This window comes from Rhodococcus sp. EPR-157 (genome assembly GCF_001647195.1).
Lineage (GTDB): Bacteria > Actinomycetota > Actinomycetes > Mycobacteriales > Mycobacteriaceae > Rhodococcoides.
The window spans coordinates 1-15,926 of sequence record NZ_LVCV01000571.1 but is presented as its reverse complement, the minus strand read 5'-3'; the positions used below and the strand labels follow the sequence as shown (position 1 = coordinate 15,926).

Genomic DNA, 15,926 nt, shown 5'->3' with positions numbered 1-15,926 from the left:
TTGGAGCACAATTGTCGGTGATGACACAGTCGACAGGCCCTGAACCTGCGCTGGCCGCCGGTGAAGACCCGCGTCGCTACGCGCAGATCCTCACTGCGGTCTACGACGCGACGATGGCAGGAGGAAGGGCGCCTGCCCGTCCGCGTGATGTGGTCGGTGAGTCGTGGCGACGGTTGCAGACCCTCGGCATCGACCCCGAGCAGCGCAGCGTTGCCTATCAGCAGATCGACGTGTCGGATCTCGAGCTGAGCCGTCGGGAATCGGGGTTGTTCGACATACTCGACGACCTCGCCCGCGGTCTCGAATCGGTGGTGCAGGACGGCGACAACATTCTGGTGGTTGCTGATCGGCGCGGACGGGTGCTGTGGCGCAGCGGCTCGGCGGCGGTACTGGACCGCGCGGATGGGCTGGGCTTCGTCGAAGGAGCAAGCTGGGCGGAGGATTCGGTCGGTACCAACGCAATCGGTACCGCCCTGGTGTCGAGGCGAGCGGTGCAGATCTTCTCGGCCGAACACTATGTGCGCAGCCATCATCCATGGACCTGTGCGGGAGCCCCCATCAAGGATCCGCGAACCGGACACGTGATCGGGGCAGTGGACGTCAGTGGTCCGGCGAGCACCGTCCACCCGACGACGTTGGCCTTGGTCGACGCCATTGCACGGTTGGCGGAATCGCAACTGCGGGAGCATCATCGGCAGAATCTCGATCGGCTCAGATCTGTGGCTGCCCCGATGCTCGCGAGGTTGCAGTCCCCAGCGCTCGCAGTGGACTCCAACGGGTGGGTCGCCGCAGTCGAATCGGTAGCGCTTCGCAACCGAGTCTTGCTCCCGGAAGACCTTGCTACTGGCCGGTTCTGGATGCCTGCCCTGGGGGTGTGCGATTTCGAGCCGCTCCCCGGCGGTTGGTTGGTCCGTCCCACGGGCGCCGGTGAGGACGGAACCCCCTCGGAAACCGGCAACGTCACCACGGTCTGTATCGATCTTCGGCACCCGCAGCAGACTCGCGTGCAGATTCGCAGCGAGGTCGGTGAATGGACGCACGAACCCACGCCCCGACATGCGGAGATCCTGTGCCTGCTCGCCGTCAACCGGGAAGGTCGCAGTGCCGCGCAGATGGCGGCGGATCTGTTCGGTGACGACGGGCGGGCCATCACCGTTCGTGCCGAGATGTCGAGGTTGCGCAAGCACCTGTCGGGGATAGTCCAGACCCAGCCGTATCGGTTCGACGACTCGGCGACCATCGACCTCCTGCTTCCCGCCGACATGAGTAGGTTGCTTCCGCATTCCACGGCTCCGGCGATCGTGCGGTTGCGCCTCGCGTGACAGCTCGAACATCACTGTCTGCCGCATAAGCTCGAGCGATGGCTGCTCGATTCATCCAGGAGACGCTCCGCTTCCTCGCGGTGTCCGACCCCGGTCGGTTGCGACTTCGATCTGCATCCACCACCACGATCACCGTCGTACTCGCAATGGCTGTCCTTCTGCCCGGCGCACATCTCGTCGGCCAACCGCTGACCATCGCGTTGTTGGGAACGGTCGTCGCGATGCAAGCCTCCGCGGCGGTCAAGGACAAGGACCAGCGCAGCCGCGTGATCACGTCGATGCTCCTGGTCTTCCCTGCCATCGCGGCCGTGTCACTGTCGGCGGTCCTGTCACAGTTCGGGAAAGTGGCCGACGTCGGATTCATCGCCGTCCTCTTCGCTGCTGTGTGGGTGCGGCGCTACGGCCCGCGCGGAAACGCGCTCGGGATGGTCGCGTTCATCTGCTATTTCTTCGCTCTGTTCCTCCGCGCCGAACCGGGGCAGATTCCGATGCTCGCCGTGTCGATCGTGTGCGGTGTCGCATTGTCGATTCTGGTGCGCACGGTGATTCTTCCCGATCGGCCGGGGCTCGAGGTTAAGCGTCTCGTGCGGGCATTGCGGGCCGCGTCGATCGACGTGCTCGAGGTGGCGTCGAACAGGGGTGATCGGAATCTGGACCTGCTGCGCAAGAGGCTCGACAAACTCGGCAGCACGGCTCTGATGATCGACGACTGGCTCGACCGCAACGATGCTGCTCAACTCCTCAGTGTCACGAACGACGATCTGTCCGTCCGCATCTTCGACGCGCAGATCGCCACCGAACAACTCGTCAGTGCGCTGTGGGCGCTCGACCCGAAGAACGCGTGGCCGGATTCGCTCGGGCAGGCGACGACAGCACTCGGTTCCTGTCTGCAGAACAATCCGTCCGAAGACCAACTGCGGGCTGCCCGACGCCTTGCTGCTGCCGCGGCCGACAGGGCGGATTCATCCACTCAGGCCGGCATCGCCACCGCAGTCGCGATGCGAGCAGTGCAGGCACACATCGCCATTCATCACATCACCAGCAATGCGCTGAAGTCCGCGCCCGTACCCGAGGAGAAGCCCGAGAAGGTCGACGACGAGCCGACCGGATTGAATCCGAGTACCAAAGCCGCGATTCAGGTTGCTGTCGCGACCAGCGCTGCAACGGTTCTCGGTGAGATCATCTCGCCCGACCGGTGGTATTGGGCGGTGCTGACAGCCTTTCTCGTGTTCACCGGTGCATCGACGCGGGGTGAAATCCTCTCGCGTGCGGGCCATCGCGTCGTCGGGACCATCGCGGGAGTCGTTGCGGGAGTTCTACTGGCTGCGTTGGTCGGAAACAATCAGCCGCTACAGCTAATGCTGCTCGTGGTCTGCGTGTTCTTCGCTTTCTACCTCGTCACGGTCGCCTACGCGTTGCTGTCGTTCTTCATCACCGTCATGCTCGCCATGCTGTACGGGCTGCTCGGCACCTTCAGCATCGAGGTACTCGAACTGCGGATCTACGAAACGGCGGCGGGTGGGCTCGTCGGAATCGCGTCGGCGTACTTCATCTTCTCCACCGGCACCAGAACGACGATGTTCGACAAGATCGACGACTATCTCGACCTCATGATCGCCATCATCGACACCAGCATCGGATCGGTCGTCGAACCGGGTACTCGGACGGACTTGGTGGCCGACATGCGCACGCTCGACAACGCGCTCAAAGACGTTGTCACTGCAGGCAAGCCGTTGGAGATCGGTCCGACGACGCGGACGCGCCGAGGAGTCAAGCGGCTGATGCGGATCATGACGGTCAGCAATCGGTCGTCGCACGCACTTGCCCGCGCCGGTGTCGGAGCCTCTCGCGGCGAACCGTCGCGCACGCCGTCGGAGGAGACGTCGCGGGCGCTTCGGGAGGCCGCCGACGTCACCAAGGCGACCATCGAGAACGTCAAACGGGCCCTCGCGGGCGAGCACGTCGAGCCGCCGGAGAAGCTGACCGACACCTCCGCCACCGACGTCATGCTCACCGGGGCCACGACGCCCGGTCCGGTCCGCAGCGCGGTCCGATCGCTCGGCACACTGAATCGCACGATGGGGGAGGCGCTCACACGGGTCTGAGTTCTTCAGTGCATACTGCTGAGCGAAGCACCAAGCTAGCCAGTCGCAGGGGGAAGCCGGTCGAAATCCGGCGCTGACCCGCAACGGTGGGCCGACTCTGTAGCGGAGGCGGCGAGCCCGATTACCCAGCGGCTGTGTGTGCGACACCCATTCGTCGTGGTCTACGAATCGGCAGTCCAGCGCGTGGCCGTTTTTTGCTGCGCACCCGACTCTCATTTCGTGGCTCTCCAGCTCCAAGTGAGGTTCTCATGTCACGCTCCACCCCCTCCGTCGTCTGCGCTGTGGCGATCGGATCCGTTCTTGTACTTGCGGGCTGTTCCCGCGGCGACACAGCCGACGCATCGCCCCCGGTGACCAAGTTCGCCGAACCCGTGTCGATCACCAATTGCGATGTCACAGCCGAGTTCGACGCGCCACCTCGACGCATCGTCTCGATGAACGATCACGTCACCGAGGTCCTCATCCAGATGGGCGTCGCGGATCGCATCGTCGGGATGGGCTACCGCAACGCCACACCCACTGCCGAAACGGCCGAGGAGTTCGCGCGGATCGACGGTCTTGCCGACGAGTACCCCACCAAGGAGCAGATTCTCGATCTCGAGCCGAACCTCGTGGTCGGCGGTATGCGCAGCGCGTTCGACGACAAGGAAGGTCGATCGCGGCAGACCTTCGCCGAGCTGGGAATACCGACGTTCCTCTTCTCGGAATACTGCGGTTTGGGGTTCCCGGACATCGGGATGCTCGAAGTCGACTTCTCCCAGCTCGGCGATGTCCTCGGTGTCGAGGGCGCAGCGGACGCGGTCACCGACGGCGTCGTCGACGGCTTGAACGCGGTCGGCACGAGGCTGGAGGGCGTCACTCCGACCCCGACCTTCTTCTACGACTCCGGTCAAGACGTGCCGATGACGATCGGCGGCGTCGGCGTCGGGCAGCTGATCGCCGATCACGCAGGCGCCGCCAACATCTTCCCCGAAGGTGAACGGCCGTATCTCGATACCACGTGGGAGATCGTCGGCGAACGCTCACCTGCGGCCATCGTCGTTCTCGACTACGGCGAGACGTCCGCGCAAGAGAAGATCGACTTTCTGAAGAACCAGCCCATCGTGGCGACGACTCCCGCCGTGCAGCAGAACAACTTCATCGTCGTCCCCCTCGACGACTTCTTCGAAAGCCCACGGCTGGTGACGAGCGTCGACACCATCGCTCGCAGCCTTCATCCGGACCGGTTCCAGTCGTGATGTCGACGATGGCCCCGACCCGAACCGCACCCGCGCAATCCCAGGTGCGACGGCGTTCGCGAGTGGGGTTCGGAATGATCGTGGCGATGCTGATTGCCGTGTTGCTGGTGTCGATCGCGGCGGCGGTGTCGTTCGGATCCGTGCGAATTCCCGTCGGCGACGTGTGGGCGATCGTCGCGCATCGGCTCATGCCGGGAGCCTTCGAATCGTGGTGGACCGAGGCGCGCGCAGTGATCGTCGTCGAATCTCGATTGCCGCGAACGTTGACCGCCGCGGTCGTCGGCGCGTCGCTGGCCATCGCAGGTGGCGTCGCGCAGGCAGTGACCCGCAATCCGCTGGCCGACCCGTACCTGCTCGGAGTTTCTTCGGGCGCAGGCTTCGGTGTCGTGCTGGTGATGACGCTCGGAATCGGGGCCGGGACGCTCGGCGTCTTCACGATTCCGACCGCGGCATTCATCGGGGCGATGATTCCGCTGTTCCTGGCGTTGCTCATCGGCGGTCGGTACCCGCAGTCGACGGCGATCGTTCTGGTCGGCGTCGCGCTGGGAAGTGTGTTCTCGGCGCTGATCACCTTCACGCTTCTGGTGTTCGCGGACGAGCACACTTTGAGCGGTGTATTGCACTGGCTCGCCGGTGGATTCGGGGACGCGCGGTGGTCGACATTGACGTTTCCCACACTGGCGTTGCTGGTGATCGGAACGGCCCTGTTGATCGGCGCCCCGAGATTGGACCTACTCAAGACCGGTGACGACGGCGCCGCAGCGCTCGGGCTGAATGTGCGACGCTTCCGCGTGATCCAGCTACTCGCGGTCTCCATGCTGGCGGGAGCTGCTGTATCCGTTGGTGGCGGAATAGGATTCGTCGGGCTGCTCGTACCGCATCTGGCGGGGTACATTGTCGGAACCAGGGCACTGAGATTGCTGCCGGTCGCTGCGCTGCTCGGGGCGATCGCGCTGGTCGGCGCCGACACCCTCGCCCGGTCGATCGCGCGCAGTACCGAGGTGCCGGTCGGAGTCGTCACGGCGCTCGTCGGCGCACCGATCTTCGTCTTCATGCTCTACCGGCAATACGGGAAGGTTGGGCGATGACGCTCTCGGTGCTCGACGTGAAGGCACGTCTCGGTAGTCGAGAAGTGCTGCACGGCATAAACTTCGACGTGCAACCAGGAGAGATACTGGGGCTGGTCGGGCCCAACGGTTCGGGCAAGACCACGGCGCTACGGTGCTGCTACCGCGCGCTGACGCCGTCGGCGGGCACTGTGCTGGTCGACGATGCCGACGCCCACTCCATGGCCCGATCGGAACTTGCGCGGACGGTGGGCGTCGGGACTCAGGAACCGGAAGCGTCGGTGGGACTGACGGTTCGAGAATCCGTTGCACTCGGCCGGGTACCGCATCGTGGTTGGTTCTCTTCCGGGAGTGCGGCCGACGACGCCATCGTGACGGACTCGTTGAGCCGGGTCGACCTGACGGCTCTCGCCGACCGCGACGTCGGATCGTTGTCAGGTGGCGAGCGCCAGCGCGTCGCTATCGCTCGGGCGTTGGCCCAGCAACCTCGAATCCTGCTGCTCGACGAACCGACGAACCACCTGGACCTGAGGCATCAGCTCGTCGTGATGAACGCCGTCCGGGATCTGGCCGCGGACGGCCTCGCCATCGTCGTCACCGTGCACGATCTGCGTTTGGCCGTCGAGTACTGCACGTCGCTCGCCGTGCTCGACGCAGGGCGTGTCGTCGCCGCCGGGGAGACCGCCCGGACCCTCACCGATCGGTTGCTTGCAGACGTATTCGGCATCCGCGCGACGGTGCGCGCGCATCCGCGTCCCGTCATAGATATTGACGGACTGGCATGACGGTCTACGCGGAGGCCGCAAAGAGGGTGCCGGGTCTGGAGGAGTACCTGCAGGGTCCGTTCGACCTCCCGGCGTCGTCGATGCTCGATACGGACTGGATGCGGGCGCGAGTCGTCGAGACAGGCAAACGGTGGAACTGTGCCGATGCGCGCGTGAACGGAACGCTGTGGTGGTATTCGGCAAGTTCGACGTTGGCGTTCGTGGCAGTTGCCACCGTCATGGTCACGGGGGAGGCGGCTGATCCGACGCTCGAGGACGCGCGATGCTTCCTTCGCTCGAACGGCTACCTCGGTGGTGTGGTGACCGACCGGACTATCGCCGCGGAGCTGCTGCCCGAGAGGTTGACCTCGGCGTTCACCGGCATCATCGGCGCGCTGTCTGTTGCATCGGGAGCGCGATCGCGGGCGCTGTGGGCCATCGCGACGGACTCGATCGCGAACCGAAGTCTGGACGTCGGGGCCGCCCTGGGCGACAGATTGCTCGGCAGTGCCTTCGCCGAACAGCTGGTCGAACAGATGGCTGCGCCCATGCCGGCTCCCCGTTTCGTGGACGTCGCCGGCCGAAGGTTCACTCGTCGCTGCTCATGCTGTCTGTTGTTCGTCACGGAGGAGGCGGACATGTGCACGAGTTGTCCACGTCGGACACCGTCCGATCGGCTGCGCGGCCTCGAGGCCGCAGCTCGCTACTAGCTTCCGTAGTAGTCGACTAGGGTGTCTGCATGACTACCGTGCCCGACGCTCGCGGACGGATGCGTGGCGCCTTCGTCGGTGCTGCGTCCGGCGCGTTGAGTATCGGCGCGCACGGTGTCGGCGGCGGGGTCATGATGCCGAGCGAATCGGCGCTCGTGCTGCTGGTGGTCGTCAGTGCGGCCGTGGGCGGCGCCGTGACGATTCTGGGCGACCGTGTTCCTACGATGTTCGTTCTCGCCCTCGGCCAGGTGCTCGGGCACGCGATTCTCACCATCGCGAGCGAACACCACCACGGCGCTGGCCTCACGCCGTCCATGCTGGCGGCGCACGCGTGTGCGACGGTGCTGTGCGCGATACTCATCCGCGGTGCCATCGTCGGTTACAGCCACGCGCTGTCCGTACTGCGACGGATACTTCCCGTGCTCGGCGTCGTACTGCCGGTGTCCGACACCGAGCGTGCGAATCAGACGGACTACCGACCGAAAGTCGTTCTCCGCCTGCTGGTGTGCTCGGGGGCAGGTACTCGCGGGCCTCCCTGCCTCGTCTGAATTTTCCTTCCTCATCTCTCGGTAATGGGGGCTCCGCCCCCAGTGGCACGGTTAAGCGCACTGGGGTGCACTCAACCGCGCCACTAGGGCGGAGCCGTAGCCACCGAGCGACTTTCGAATTCTCAGACGAATCGAGTACACCCATGTCCACAACCGACACAGTCGTGCCCGAAATCGGGCCGTCGGCATCCGACCCTTCTCCGCCTCCACCGTCCCTGGTGATGAGGCTTCACTTCTATGCAGGAATACTCATCGCACCGTTCATTCTCATCGCTGCCCTCAGCGGAGGCCTCTACGCACTCGCGCCGACGGCCGAGAACATCCTCTATTCCGACCTACTGCACACCGATTCGACCGGACCCACCACCTCGGTCGCCGAACAAGTCGACGCCGCAACACAGATCAGGCCCGATCTCACCGTCCATGCTGTGCGGCCCGCCGCTGCGCCAGGCGACACCACTCGCGTCATGTTCACCGATCCGTCGCTCGGCGAATCCGAACGACGAGCAGTGTTCATCGACCCGGTCACGGCGGAATCGGTCGGCGAATCCGTCGTGTACGGCAGCAGTGGCGCACTTCCCATGCGTACGTGGATCAGTGGATTCCACCGACACCTGCACCTCGGTGAACCGGGGCGCATCTACAGCGAACTCGCCGCCTCCTGGATGTGGATCGTCGCACTGGGCGGTGTCGTCCTGTGGGTGCGGCGGTATCGCCGCGGAGGTCGACTGCTCACGGTCGACAGGTCGGTCACCGGCCGGGCGCGGACACGCAACTGGCATGGTGGCGTGGGGATCTGGATCGCGGTCGGCTTGGTCTTTCTGTCGGCGACGGGCCTCACCTGGTCGAAATATGCAGGCGAGAACATCAGCGAACTCAGAACCTCCCTGAGTTGGACGACGCCGACGGTGAGCTCGTCCATCAGCGGCAATGCAGCGCCGGCGTCCGGTGATCACAGCGGCCATAACATGCCGGCCGAGGAAAGTGCGCTCGACGCCGGAATCGGACGCCTGGACGCCGTCCTCGGCACCGCCCGCGCGGCCGGGATCGACGGGGCCGTCGAAGTGACTGTTCCCGCCGCAGCGGACAGGGCTTTCGTCGTCTCGCAGACCAGGCAGCCCTGGGTGTTCTCGACGAGTTCCGTCGCCGTGGACGCAAACACCGACACCATCGTCGACACGAACTGGTTCTCCGACTGGCCATTGGCAGCGAAACTCGCGACGTGGGGCATCGCCCTGCACATGGGGATCTTGTTCGGTCTGGCCAACCAGATCGCCCTGGCGCTCCTCGCCGTCGCACTGGTCACCGTCATCGTGCGTGGGTACCTCATGTGGTGGCAACGCCGACCCAAGGGGCACTTGCCTTCTCGCGGGGCGATGCGCCGCTTGCCCGCATGGCAGATCGCGTCACTCGCAGCCGGTACCACGGTGGTCGGGTGGTTCGTCCCGCTGCTCGGGATCAGCCTGGTCGCCTTCCTCCTCGCTGACGCCCTGATCGGGCTTCGGCATCGCACTCGTACATTGGAGACATCATCATGAAGATAGTCACAGCAATGCTCATCGCCCTGTCGTCACTCGCCTTGGTGGCGGGTTGCAGTACCGAAACCCCGAGCACAGAGGCGGATTCGGTGACCGTCAGAGAAGCATGGGTCAAAGCCACCGACACCGGAATGACCTCGGCCTTCGCCGAGATCCAGAATACGGGCGAGTCGCAGGTGCGGGTGGTATCTGCGGCGTCTCCAGCGTCCTCGATGATGGAACTGCACGAGGTAGTAAGTGCTGCAGACGGTTCGATGGTGATGAAGCCCAAGGAGGGCGGCTTCACTGTTGCGGCCGAGCAGACGAAGATTCTCCAAGCGGGTGGGGATCATTTCATGTTGATGGACGTGACGTCACCGCTCACCCCCGGTAACGACACCGACATCACGCTGACCTTCGAAGACGGTTCCTCCTCGACGTTCACCGCGCAGGTCCGCGAATTCCCAGGCGCAGAAGAAAACTACGGTGGGTAGCACGGCACCACAGCGTGGCACGGAGATCAGTCGGCGACGCCTCCTCGCAGGAGGCGTCGCTGCCCTCGGTGCCGCGGGAGTGGCCTACGGATACACCCGAGAATCCGGGGAGCCGGTATTCGGTCGAGAGTCGTTGTCGTTCTTCGGAGTACACCAAGCAGGAATCGCGACTTCTCCTCAGGCTCACGGCACGTTCGTCGCACTCGACCTGCGCGATGGTGCCGGACGAGATCAGTTGATCTCCGCTTTGAAGATCTGGACGACCGACGCGGCGAGGCTGACGCAGGGACTACCGGCGCTGGCGGACACGGAACCCGAACTGGCGCAGGAGCCTTCCGCTCTCACGATCACGGTAGGTCTCGGGCCGGGCGCGTTCTCCGTTGCAGGTATACCGTCTCCGGTCGAGGCGTTGCCCCCGTTCGGTATCGATCGACTCGAAACCCAGTGGAGCGACGGCGATGTGCTCTTGCAGGTCTGCGCCGACGACCCTCTTACCGTCGCGCATGCGGTACGGGTGCTGACGAAGAACGTCCGAACGATGGCGTCGATACGATGGGTTCAGCGGGGCTTCCGCTCGGCGCGAGGTGCACAGAAGTCAGGGACCACGATGCGCAACCTCATGGGTCAGGTCGACGGCACCGTCAATCCGGACCCTGCGGTCGACTTCGACTCTCTCGTCTGGAATCGAGACGGGGGGACCTCGATGGTCGTCCGTCGAATCGCAATCGAGCTCGACACCTGGGACGAATTGGATCGTGGCGGAAGAGAATTCGCAGTCGGTCGCACGTTGGATACCGGTGCGCCGCTCACCGGGCAGTTCGAGCACGACGAGGCCGATTTCGACGCCACGGATCGGTTCGGAATTCCGGTGATCTCGCCGGCGTCGCACATCGCACGAGCACGCCATACCCATGCCGGTGAACAGTTCTTTCGGCGGGCGTACAACTACGACGAGCCCTCGTCGGGTGAGGTGACAAGCAACTCAGGACTGATTTTCGCTACGTTTCAGCGTGATATCGGCACCCAGTTCTTGCCGGTCCAGCAGCGACTCGACGAGCACGACGCGCTCAACGAGTGGACGACGCCGATCGGTTCGGCGGTGTTCGCGATTCCGGCGGGTGTCTCCGAGGGCGGATTTCTGGGTCAGGAGCTCCTGTGAGGCACTACTAGGGGACCCACCAGTTGCCGACGCCGCGGATGAGCGTGAACCCGCCGGGGATGTCGGTCCAGGCGGAGACATCGCCCGAGCCGGTTCGGATCGGTCCGGCGGGCAGCGGTCCGGGGAACGCGACGCCGCCCTCGCCGGTGGTGTGATTGAACCAGTTGATGGCGCAGTTGCACCAGTTGTTGAGGGAGAAGTCGGTGAGACCCGGGAAGTACGGGTCGGTGCGCACGAAGATCGGTTGGTTGATGATCGACTGGTCCAACCGCCACTCGATGACGGCTGCCGGGTCGAATCCGATGGTCGCACTGATCTGACCGGCCGGAGCGAACTGTGTGGGACGCGCCTGCGCGGATGTTGCGCCGAGAATTGCCGTCGCAAGGACGATCAGCAGTGTCGCCAACGCAGCGGCGCTGGTACGGGCACGGTGTGTCGTCATGAACATGGAGCCTCTCGGTCGAACGATTCGGCGGTGATGTTACCCGAGCTCATGAGCCGGCACCTCTTGTCACTTCCGGTCGCGCGGAGTGCCCCACCCTCGACGGGTGAATTATCACGGGTGACGAGCCTGGAGTGCGCAAAACAGGCAGTGTGGCCTGCTATGAAGTTCGGTCAGATGGTTATCGGCTTGGTGCCGTGGTTTCTGTTTTCGATCCTCACTGCCCGGCTCGGCGACAACCAGGTCGCCCTCGCCGCGACCTTGTCGGCAGTTGCAGCGATCGCGGTCGCGTTCTACCAGCGCGGCAGTGGAGTGAAACTCATCGACATCGCAGGCGTGGTGACGTTCGCCGCCATCGCGGCGGTCGGGTTCATCGCAGGCCATGATGTCGACGAGTTTCTCGCCAACTTTGCACGGGGAGGTACCACTCTCATCCTCGGCGTGGTGATGCTCGTGTCGGCCTTCACCGTCCCGTTCACCGAGCAGTATGCGCGGGAGAGCGTCGACAAGGCCTTCTGGGATTCCCCGCGATTCCACGCGACCAACCGCAAGATCAGCGCGGGATGGGGCATCGTGTTGGTTGTCATGGCTGCCTCCCACTTCATCGCCGGCGCCCTCGATCCGATCGGTGAGGCCGAAACAAGTGGCGCCCGTACGGTCGACCTGGTGTGCAACTGGGTGATCCCGATCGTGTTGCTGGTCAGCGCCGTGAAGTTCACCCAGAGGACCGCAGCGCAAGCCAAGGCGGAAGGGGACGCGCAGGCCGCCGAACACGCCGGTCCGTAACGTAGGACGGGTGAGATCACCGTTCGCTGTGCTGGGTGCAGTTCTCGTTTTGTCGACGATGGTCGGGTGTTCGTCGGACGTGGCCCCCGAACCGGCGGCCCCACCCCTGCCGAACCAGGTGATGGTCGCCGACCGCTCGTATTCGCCGTCGGAGATCACGGTATCGGTCGGTGAGACCGTGACCTGGGTCTTCGAGGACGGCGGTATGGCCCACGATGTCGTGGCCGACGATCGCGCGTTCCGCAGTCCGTTGATGGTGTCCAGCACCTTTACGCACACCTTTACCGAGCCGGGGACCTACAGCTATCACTGCACGCCGCATCCCGACATGATCGGGAGTGTGATCGTCGTCCCCTGACGTACGACCACGCGTCCGAGGGTTAGACCGTGACGTCGATCGGAAGTCCGCGTGCCCTCTCCTGTCGGCGCAGGTAGCGGAGCGAGTATCGGCCGATGCTCGGATCGTAGGGGCGATGCAGTACGAAGAGCAGGATGTGGAACGTCCAGTGGACGCGCAACGCACGAGCTGTGCGCTTGGTCGACCTTCCGTGCAATTCGAGTGTCTTCGTGCCCGAATCTATGTACTTGAAGAATTCGATGGGCGGCGTGAGCGCGCGCCTCGGTGAAATGTCGACGTGCATTTCGGTCAATTGTGCGATTTCGACATTTCGGTGAACAAGGGTGAGCGCCAGATCGAGATCTTCGTGAATATCCGATGCGACGCTGACCGAATCGGACACCGAATTCCACACGGACTTTCGAATCGCCATATTCGCACCATGGAGATTCTTTATCCTGCGTTCGCCGCCGAAGATTCCGCGCCGGATTTGTCTACGAACGAACCAGCCCTTCAGTGAACGAAACGGTGAGTCGTAAGAATTGTTGAGCCCGCTCACTGCACCGACGCATGCGGCGTCCTCGCGTCCTAGGAAGTCTTTGACCGAGCGCGCCCAGCCTGGGCTGACACGGCTATCTGCGTCCACGCGTCCGAGTATCTCGGAGGCGGCAACATCGAATCCGGTATTCCGGGCATATGCGACACCTCGTCGCGTTTCGTGCAGTACTTTCACTTTGGACGATCGATTTTCGAAGCTATCGACAATGCGAAGAGTCGAATCGGTCGAACCATTGTCCACTACAATTATTTCCGAGATTTCGTCCGCTTGCGTCAGCAGCGCCTCGAGGCATTCTGCGATGTAGTTTTCCTCGTTGTATACGGGCACGATTACCGACAGCGTGGGTGTTGCCATGATCGAGCACGATATTCGGGAAATTGCTTTCGGTCAACAAACCAAAAGGTCTCTGAAATCGAAGGCGCTAGTCGATATTCGACCCGCGAGAACGCCGTCGAACATACTTCCGGTTTCTTTCGAGCGCGGTTCGAGCGATCACGATATCGTGGGCCGATGGTCGTCGCCGCGCCGCGTAGAGCTCGTGCCGCGCCCCTCGCCGTCGCAGCGCTGGCGATTGCAGCGGGGGCGGCGCTCTATGTCCGCGATCCGCGCACCTCGACGTATCTCCCGTGTCCATTTCATGCACTGACCGGACTCTGGTGCCCTGGATGCGGAGCGACCAGAGCTTTCGGTGATCTGGTTCGAGGAGATCTCGTATCGGCTGCGTCGTCGAATGTGCTCGCGGTACTACTTCTCGGTGTGGGAGTGGTCGCATGGGGTCTCTGGGTTCGGGGCCGCAGATCGCGGGCCCCGTCGCGATGGGTAGTTGTGTCCGGAGTGGCCATCGTTCTTGCGTTCACCGTGCTCAGGAACTTGTCCGCTGGAAGTTGGCTGGCCCCCTGAAGGAGAGGAGCAGACCGTGTGGCTCGAAGTGTTCTCGGTAGTGGTTCTGGTAGGCGCGCTGGTGGTGTTGATCCCGACTGCCCGTCGAGTGTTCAAGAAGGGTGACGACGAATGAGCGACACCCTCAAGGTCCGCGTTCGGGCGAAGATGCTCGAACAGCTGGAGGGCGACGGCGGCACCGATGCCGAAGTGGCCGAGGGCGACGACCCCCGTTTCGTCGCGATCAGGGACGACCTCGCTGCGCTCGACGAGGTGGCCGACGACGACCCGCTGGTCGACCAGCTTGCCACGAAATACTGGGCGCCCTGACGTAGCTGCATTGTCTGCCCGATGTGGATAGCAAGGCCGAGTCGTCTAGTATCTATGTCGTGTCTAAGTCGTATTCAGCTTCCGAGCAGGCCTACGTGACGGTCAAGGAAATGATCGTCACGGGCGAACTCCCCGGCGGTGAGCTGGTCAGCGAGGGCGACATTGCCAGCCGCTTGGAGATGAGCCGAACACCCGTCCGCGAGGCATTCCTCCGCCTGCAGGTCGAAGGCTGGATGCGGCTCTACCCCAAACGCGGCGCACTGGTCGTGTCCATCGCACCCGGCGAGGCGGAGCATGTGGTCTCCGCACGGTGGCTCGTCGAAACCGGCAGTGTTCGAACCTTCGCAGCCGACGATCCGGTCCGCGAGCAACTCGTCGCCTCGCTGCGGGCAAACCTCGAACGGCAAAGCGAGATCGCAGCCACCGGAACGAGGGCCGAGTTCAGCGCGGCCGACGCCGACTTCCACCGGCTGATCGTGCGAGCAGGCGGCAACCCATTGCTCGATGCGTTCTACGACGGACTCCGCGAGCGGCAGCGACGGATGACGACACATTCGCTGGCGCGAGACCCGGATCAGCTGTCGCAAATCGTCGACGAACATCGCGAACTTGCGGACTCGATCGAGGCGGCCGACGTGGACGGATTCGCGACCGCTGTCGACACGCACATGCGTCGAACGCACGGACTGAACGACAGGGGCACGAGATGACACTCACGGCGTCGACCGAGACGAAAACCCGGCAGTGGATTCTCGTGGCAGCCGGATTGTTCGCAGTGGCGTGGGGCGGAAACGAGTTCACCCCGCTGCTGGTCATGTACCGCCTCGAACACGGGTTCTCGGCCGTTGCCGTGGACATGTTCCTGTTCGCGTACGTCATCGGAATCGTTCCGGCTCTGCTGATCTGCGGACCCTTGTCCGACCGGGTCGGTAGGCGCCCGATCATGTTGCCCGCGACGGCGGTGGCCGCCGCCGGGTCGATCCTCATTGCGTTCGGCGCCGACACCGCGGGCATTCTGTTCGGCGGACGCATCCTCAGTGGCGTCGCGCTCGGAATCGGCATGGCGGTCGGCGGTAGTTGGATCAAGGAACTGTCCGCGTTGGATCCGCAGAGTGCCCCGGGCGCAGGTGCGCGTCGTCAGGCGATGAGCCTCACTGCAGGTTTTGCACTCGGCGCCGGCGTCGCGGGCATCCTCGCCCAGTGGGCACCGTGGCCGACCCATCTCGCTTACGTGGTGCATGTCAGCATCTGCATCGCCGCCGGAGTCGGGATGGTCACCGTGCCCGAGACACGCAGCGCGATGCCCCGCGCGATGCGCGCACCGTTGATCGACGACCTGAAGATTCCAGCCGCGACGCACCGGCGCTTCCTGACCATCGTCGTCCCGCTCGCGCCGTGGGTGTTCGGCGCGGCTAGTGTCGCGTACGCCGTGCTGCCCTCGCTGATGGCCGATCGAAGCGGGGGTCACCCGATTGCGTTGTCCGCGTTGATGTCCGTCATCGCACTCGGCGCCGGCTTCGGGATCCAGGCCGTCGGACGCAGAATAGACACCCCCGACGCAGCACGCGGTGCCCTCGTCGCGCTGACGATTCTCGTCGTGGGCATGCTGCTCGCGGCGTGGGCGGCATCGGTGCTCACCATCGCCGCCGCGTTGATCGCCGCCGCCGTT

The 15,926-nt window shown here is 64.2% G+C and carries 18 protein-coding genes and 1 riboswitch; of the genes, 16 read left to right on the top strand and 2 right to left on the bottom strand.

The window, feature by feature from the left end; translation table 11 throughout:
* Nucleotides 1–20: 20 nt before the first annotated feature.
* From A2J03_RS25100 to A2J03_RS25055, 10 genes are all read left to right on the top strand, one after another.
* Entirely contained in the window at nucleotides 21–1,322 is a 1,302-nt protein-coding gene (locus A2J03_RS25100) for a GAF domain-containing protein (RefSeq protein WP_068379551.1), read from the top strand.
* Nucleotides 1,323–1,360: 38 nt separating this feature from the next.
* Nucleotides 1,361–3,427: an FUSC family protein gene (locus A2J03_RS25095; protein ID WP_068379548.1), complete on the top strand. Its 2,067-nt coding sequence runs from the start codon at nucleotides 1,361–1,363 to the stop codon at nucleotides 3,425–3,427.
* A gap of 2 nt (nucleotides 3,428–3,429) precedes the next feature.
* Nucleotides 3,430–3,574: riboswitch (cobalamin riboswitch) on the top strand.
* A gap of 101 nt (nucleotides 3,575–3,675) precedes the next feature.
* Nucleotides 3,676–4,665 carry an ABC transporter substrate-binding protein gene (locus A2J03_RS25090; protein ID WP_068379544.1) on the top strand — a complete coding sequence of 330 codons (990 nt, stop codon included), beginning with the start codon at nucleotides 3,676–3,678 and terminating at the stop codon, nucleotides 4,663–4,665.
* A complete protein-coding gene (locus A2J03_RS25085) occupies nucleotides 4,665–5,753 on the top strand; it encodes a FecCD family ABC transporter permease (RefSeq protein ID WP_068379541.1) in 1,089 nt (362 codons plus the stop codon). Before A2J03_RS25090 ends, A2J03_RS25085 begins: the two co-directional genes overlap by 1 nt.
* Nucleotides 5,750–6,517: an ABC transporter ATP-binding protein gene (locus A2J03_RS25080; protein WP_068379538.1), complete on the top strand. Its 768-nt coding sequence runs from the start codon at nucleotides 5,750–5,752 to the stop codon at nucleotides 6,515–6,517. The genes A2J03_RS25085 and A2J03_RS25080 overlap by 4 nt, the downstream gene beginning before the upstream one ends.
* On the top strand, nucleotides 6,514–7,206 hold the full coding sequence (locus A2J03_RS25075; RefSeq protein ID WP_068379535.1) for a (2Fe-2S)-binding protein: 693 nt from the start codon (nucleotides 6,514–6,516) through the stop codon (nucleotides 7,204–7,206). Before A2J03_RS25080 ends, A2J03_RS25075 begins: the two co-directional genes overlap by 4 nt.
* 29 nt (nucleotides 7,207–7,235) lie before the next feature.
* A complete protein-coding gene (locus tag A2J03_RS25070) occupies nucleotides 7,236–7,754 on the top strand; it encodes a hypothetical protein (protein WP_442971407.1) in 519 nt (172 codons plus the stop codon).
* A 143-nt stretch (nucleotides 7,755–7,897) separates the two neighbouring features.
* Nucleotides 7,898–9,292: a PepSY-associated TM helix domain-containing protein gene (locus A2J03_RS25065; protein WP_231912709.1), complete on the top strand. Its 1,395-nt coding sequence runs from the start codon at nucleotides 7,898–7,900 to the stop codon at nucleotides 9,290–9,292.
* The gene (locus tag A2J03_RS25060; protein ID WP_068379532.1) at nucleotides 9,289–9,765 is read left to right on the top strand and encodes a copper chaperone PCu(A)C; all 477 of its coding nucleotides are present in this window, start codon (nucleotides 9,289–9,291) and stop codon (nucleotides 9,763–9,765) included. The genes A2J03_RS25065 and A2J03_RS25060 overlap by 4 nt, the downstream gene beginning before the upstream one ends.
* Entirely contained in the window at nucleotides 9,758–10,924 is a 1,167-nt protein-coding gene (locus tag A2J03_RS25055; RefSeq protein WP_068379529.1) for a Dyp-type peroxidase, read from the top strand. Before A2J03_RS25060 ends, A2J03_RS25055 begins: the two co-directional genes overlap by 8 nt.
* Nucleotides 10,925–10,931: 7 nt before the next feature.
* Here A2J03_RS25055 and A2J03_RS25050 read toward each other — a convergent pair whose 3' ends face one another.
* The gene (locus tag A2J03_RS25050; protein ID WP_068379606.1) at nucleotides 10,932–11,366 is read right to left on the bottom strand and encodes a hypothetical protein; all 435 of its coding nucleotides are present in this window, start codon (nucleotides 11,364–11,366) and stop codon (nucleotides 10,932–10,934) included.
* A gap of 162 nt (nucleotides 11,367–11,528) precedes the next feature.
* Between A2J03_RS25050 and A2J03_RS25045 the strand changes: the two genes are divergently transcribed.
* Both A2J03_RS25045 and A2J03_RS25040 read left to right on the top strand, forming a co-directional pair.
* Complete coding sequence (locus tag A2J03_RS25045; RefSeq protein ID WP_068379526.1) at nucleotides 11,529–12,152, top strand: hypothetical protein; 624 nt, start codon at nucleotides 11,529–11,531, stop codon at nucleotides 12,150–12,152.
* Between the two features lie 10 nt (nucleotides 12,153–12,162).
* Nucleotides 12,163–12,510, top strand: a complete 348-nt coding sequence (locus A2J03_RS25040) for a plastocyanin/azurin family copper-binding protein (protein ID WP_231912708.1) — start codon at nucleotides 12,163–12,165, stop codon at nucleotides 12,508–12,510.
* A 22-nt stretch (nucleotides 12,511–12,532) separates the two neighbouring features.
* Here A2J03_RS25040 and A2J03_RS25035 read toward each other — a convergent pair whose 3' ends face one another.
* Entirely contained in the window at nucleotides 12,533–13,402 is an 870-nt protein-coding gene (locus tag A2J03_RS25035; protein ID WP_068379523.1) for a glycosyltransferase family 2 protein, read from the bottom strand.
* Nucleotides 13,403–13,558: 156 nt separating this feature from the next.
* Between A2J03_RS25035 and A2J03_RS25030 the strand changes: the two genes are divergently transcribed.
* The 4 genes from A2J03_RS25030 to A2J03_RS25015 all read left to right on the top strand — a co-directional run.
* Nucleotides 13,559–13,948, top strand: a complete 390-nt coding sequence (locus A2J03_RS25030; RefSeq protein ID WP_068379519.1) for a DUF2752 domain-containing protein — start codon at nucleotides 13,559–13,561, stop codon at nucleotides 13,946–13,948.
* 111 nt (nucleotides 13,949–14,059) lie between these two features.
* The gene (locus A2J03_RS25025; RefSeq protein ID WP_068379516.1) at nucleotides 14,060–14,257 is read left to right on the top strand and encodes a hypothetical protein; all 198 of its coding nucleotides are present in this window, start codon (nucleotides 14,060–14,062) and stop codon (nucleotides 14,255–14,257) included.
* Between the two features lie 59 nt (nucleotides 14,258–14,316).
* Nucleotides 14,317–14,967, top strand: coding sequence for a GntR family transcriptional regulator (locus A2J03_RS25020; RefSeq protein ID WP_068379513.1), 651 nt, complete (start codon nucleotides 14,317–14,319; stop codon nucleotides 14,965–14,967).
* On the top strand, nucleotides 14,964–15,926 hold a 963-nt coding region (locus A2J03_RS25015), incomplete at its 3' end, for an MFS transporter (RefSeq protein WP_068379510.1). The genes A2J03_RS25020 and A2J03_RS25015, both read left to right, overlap by 4 nt.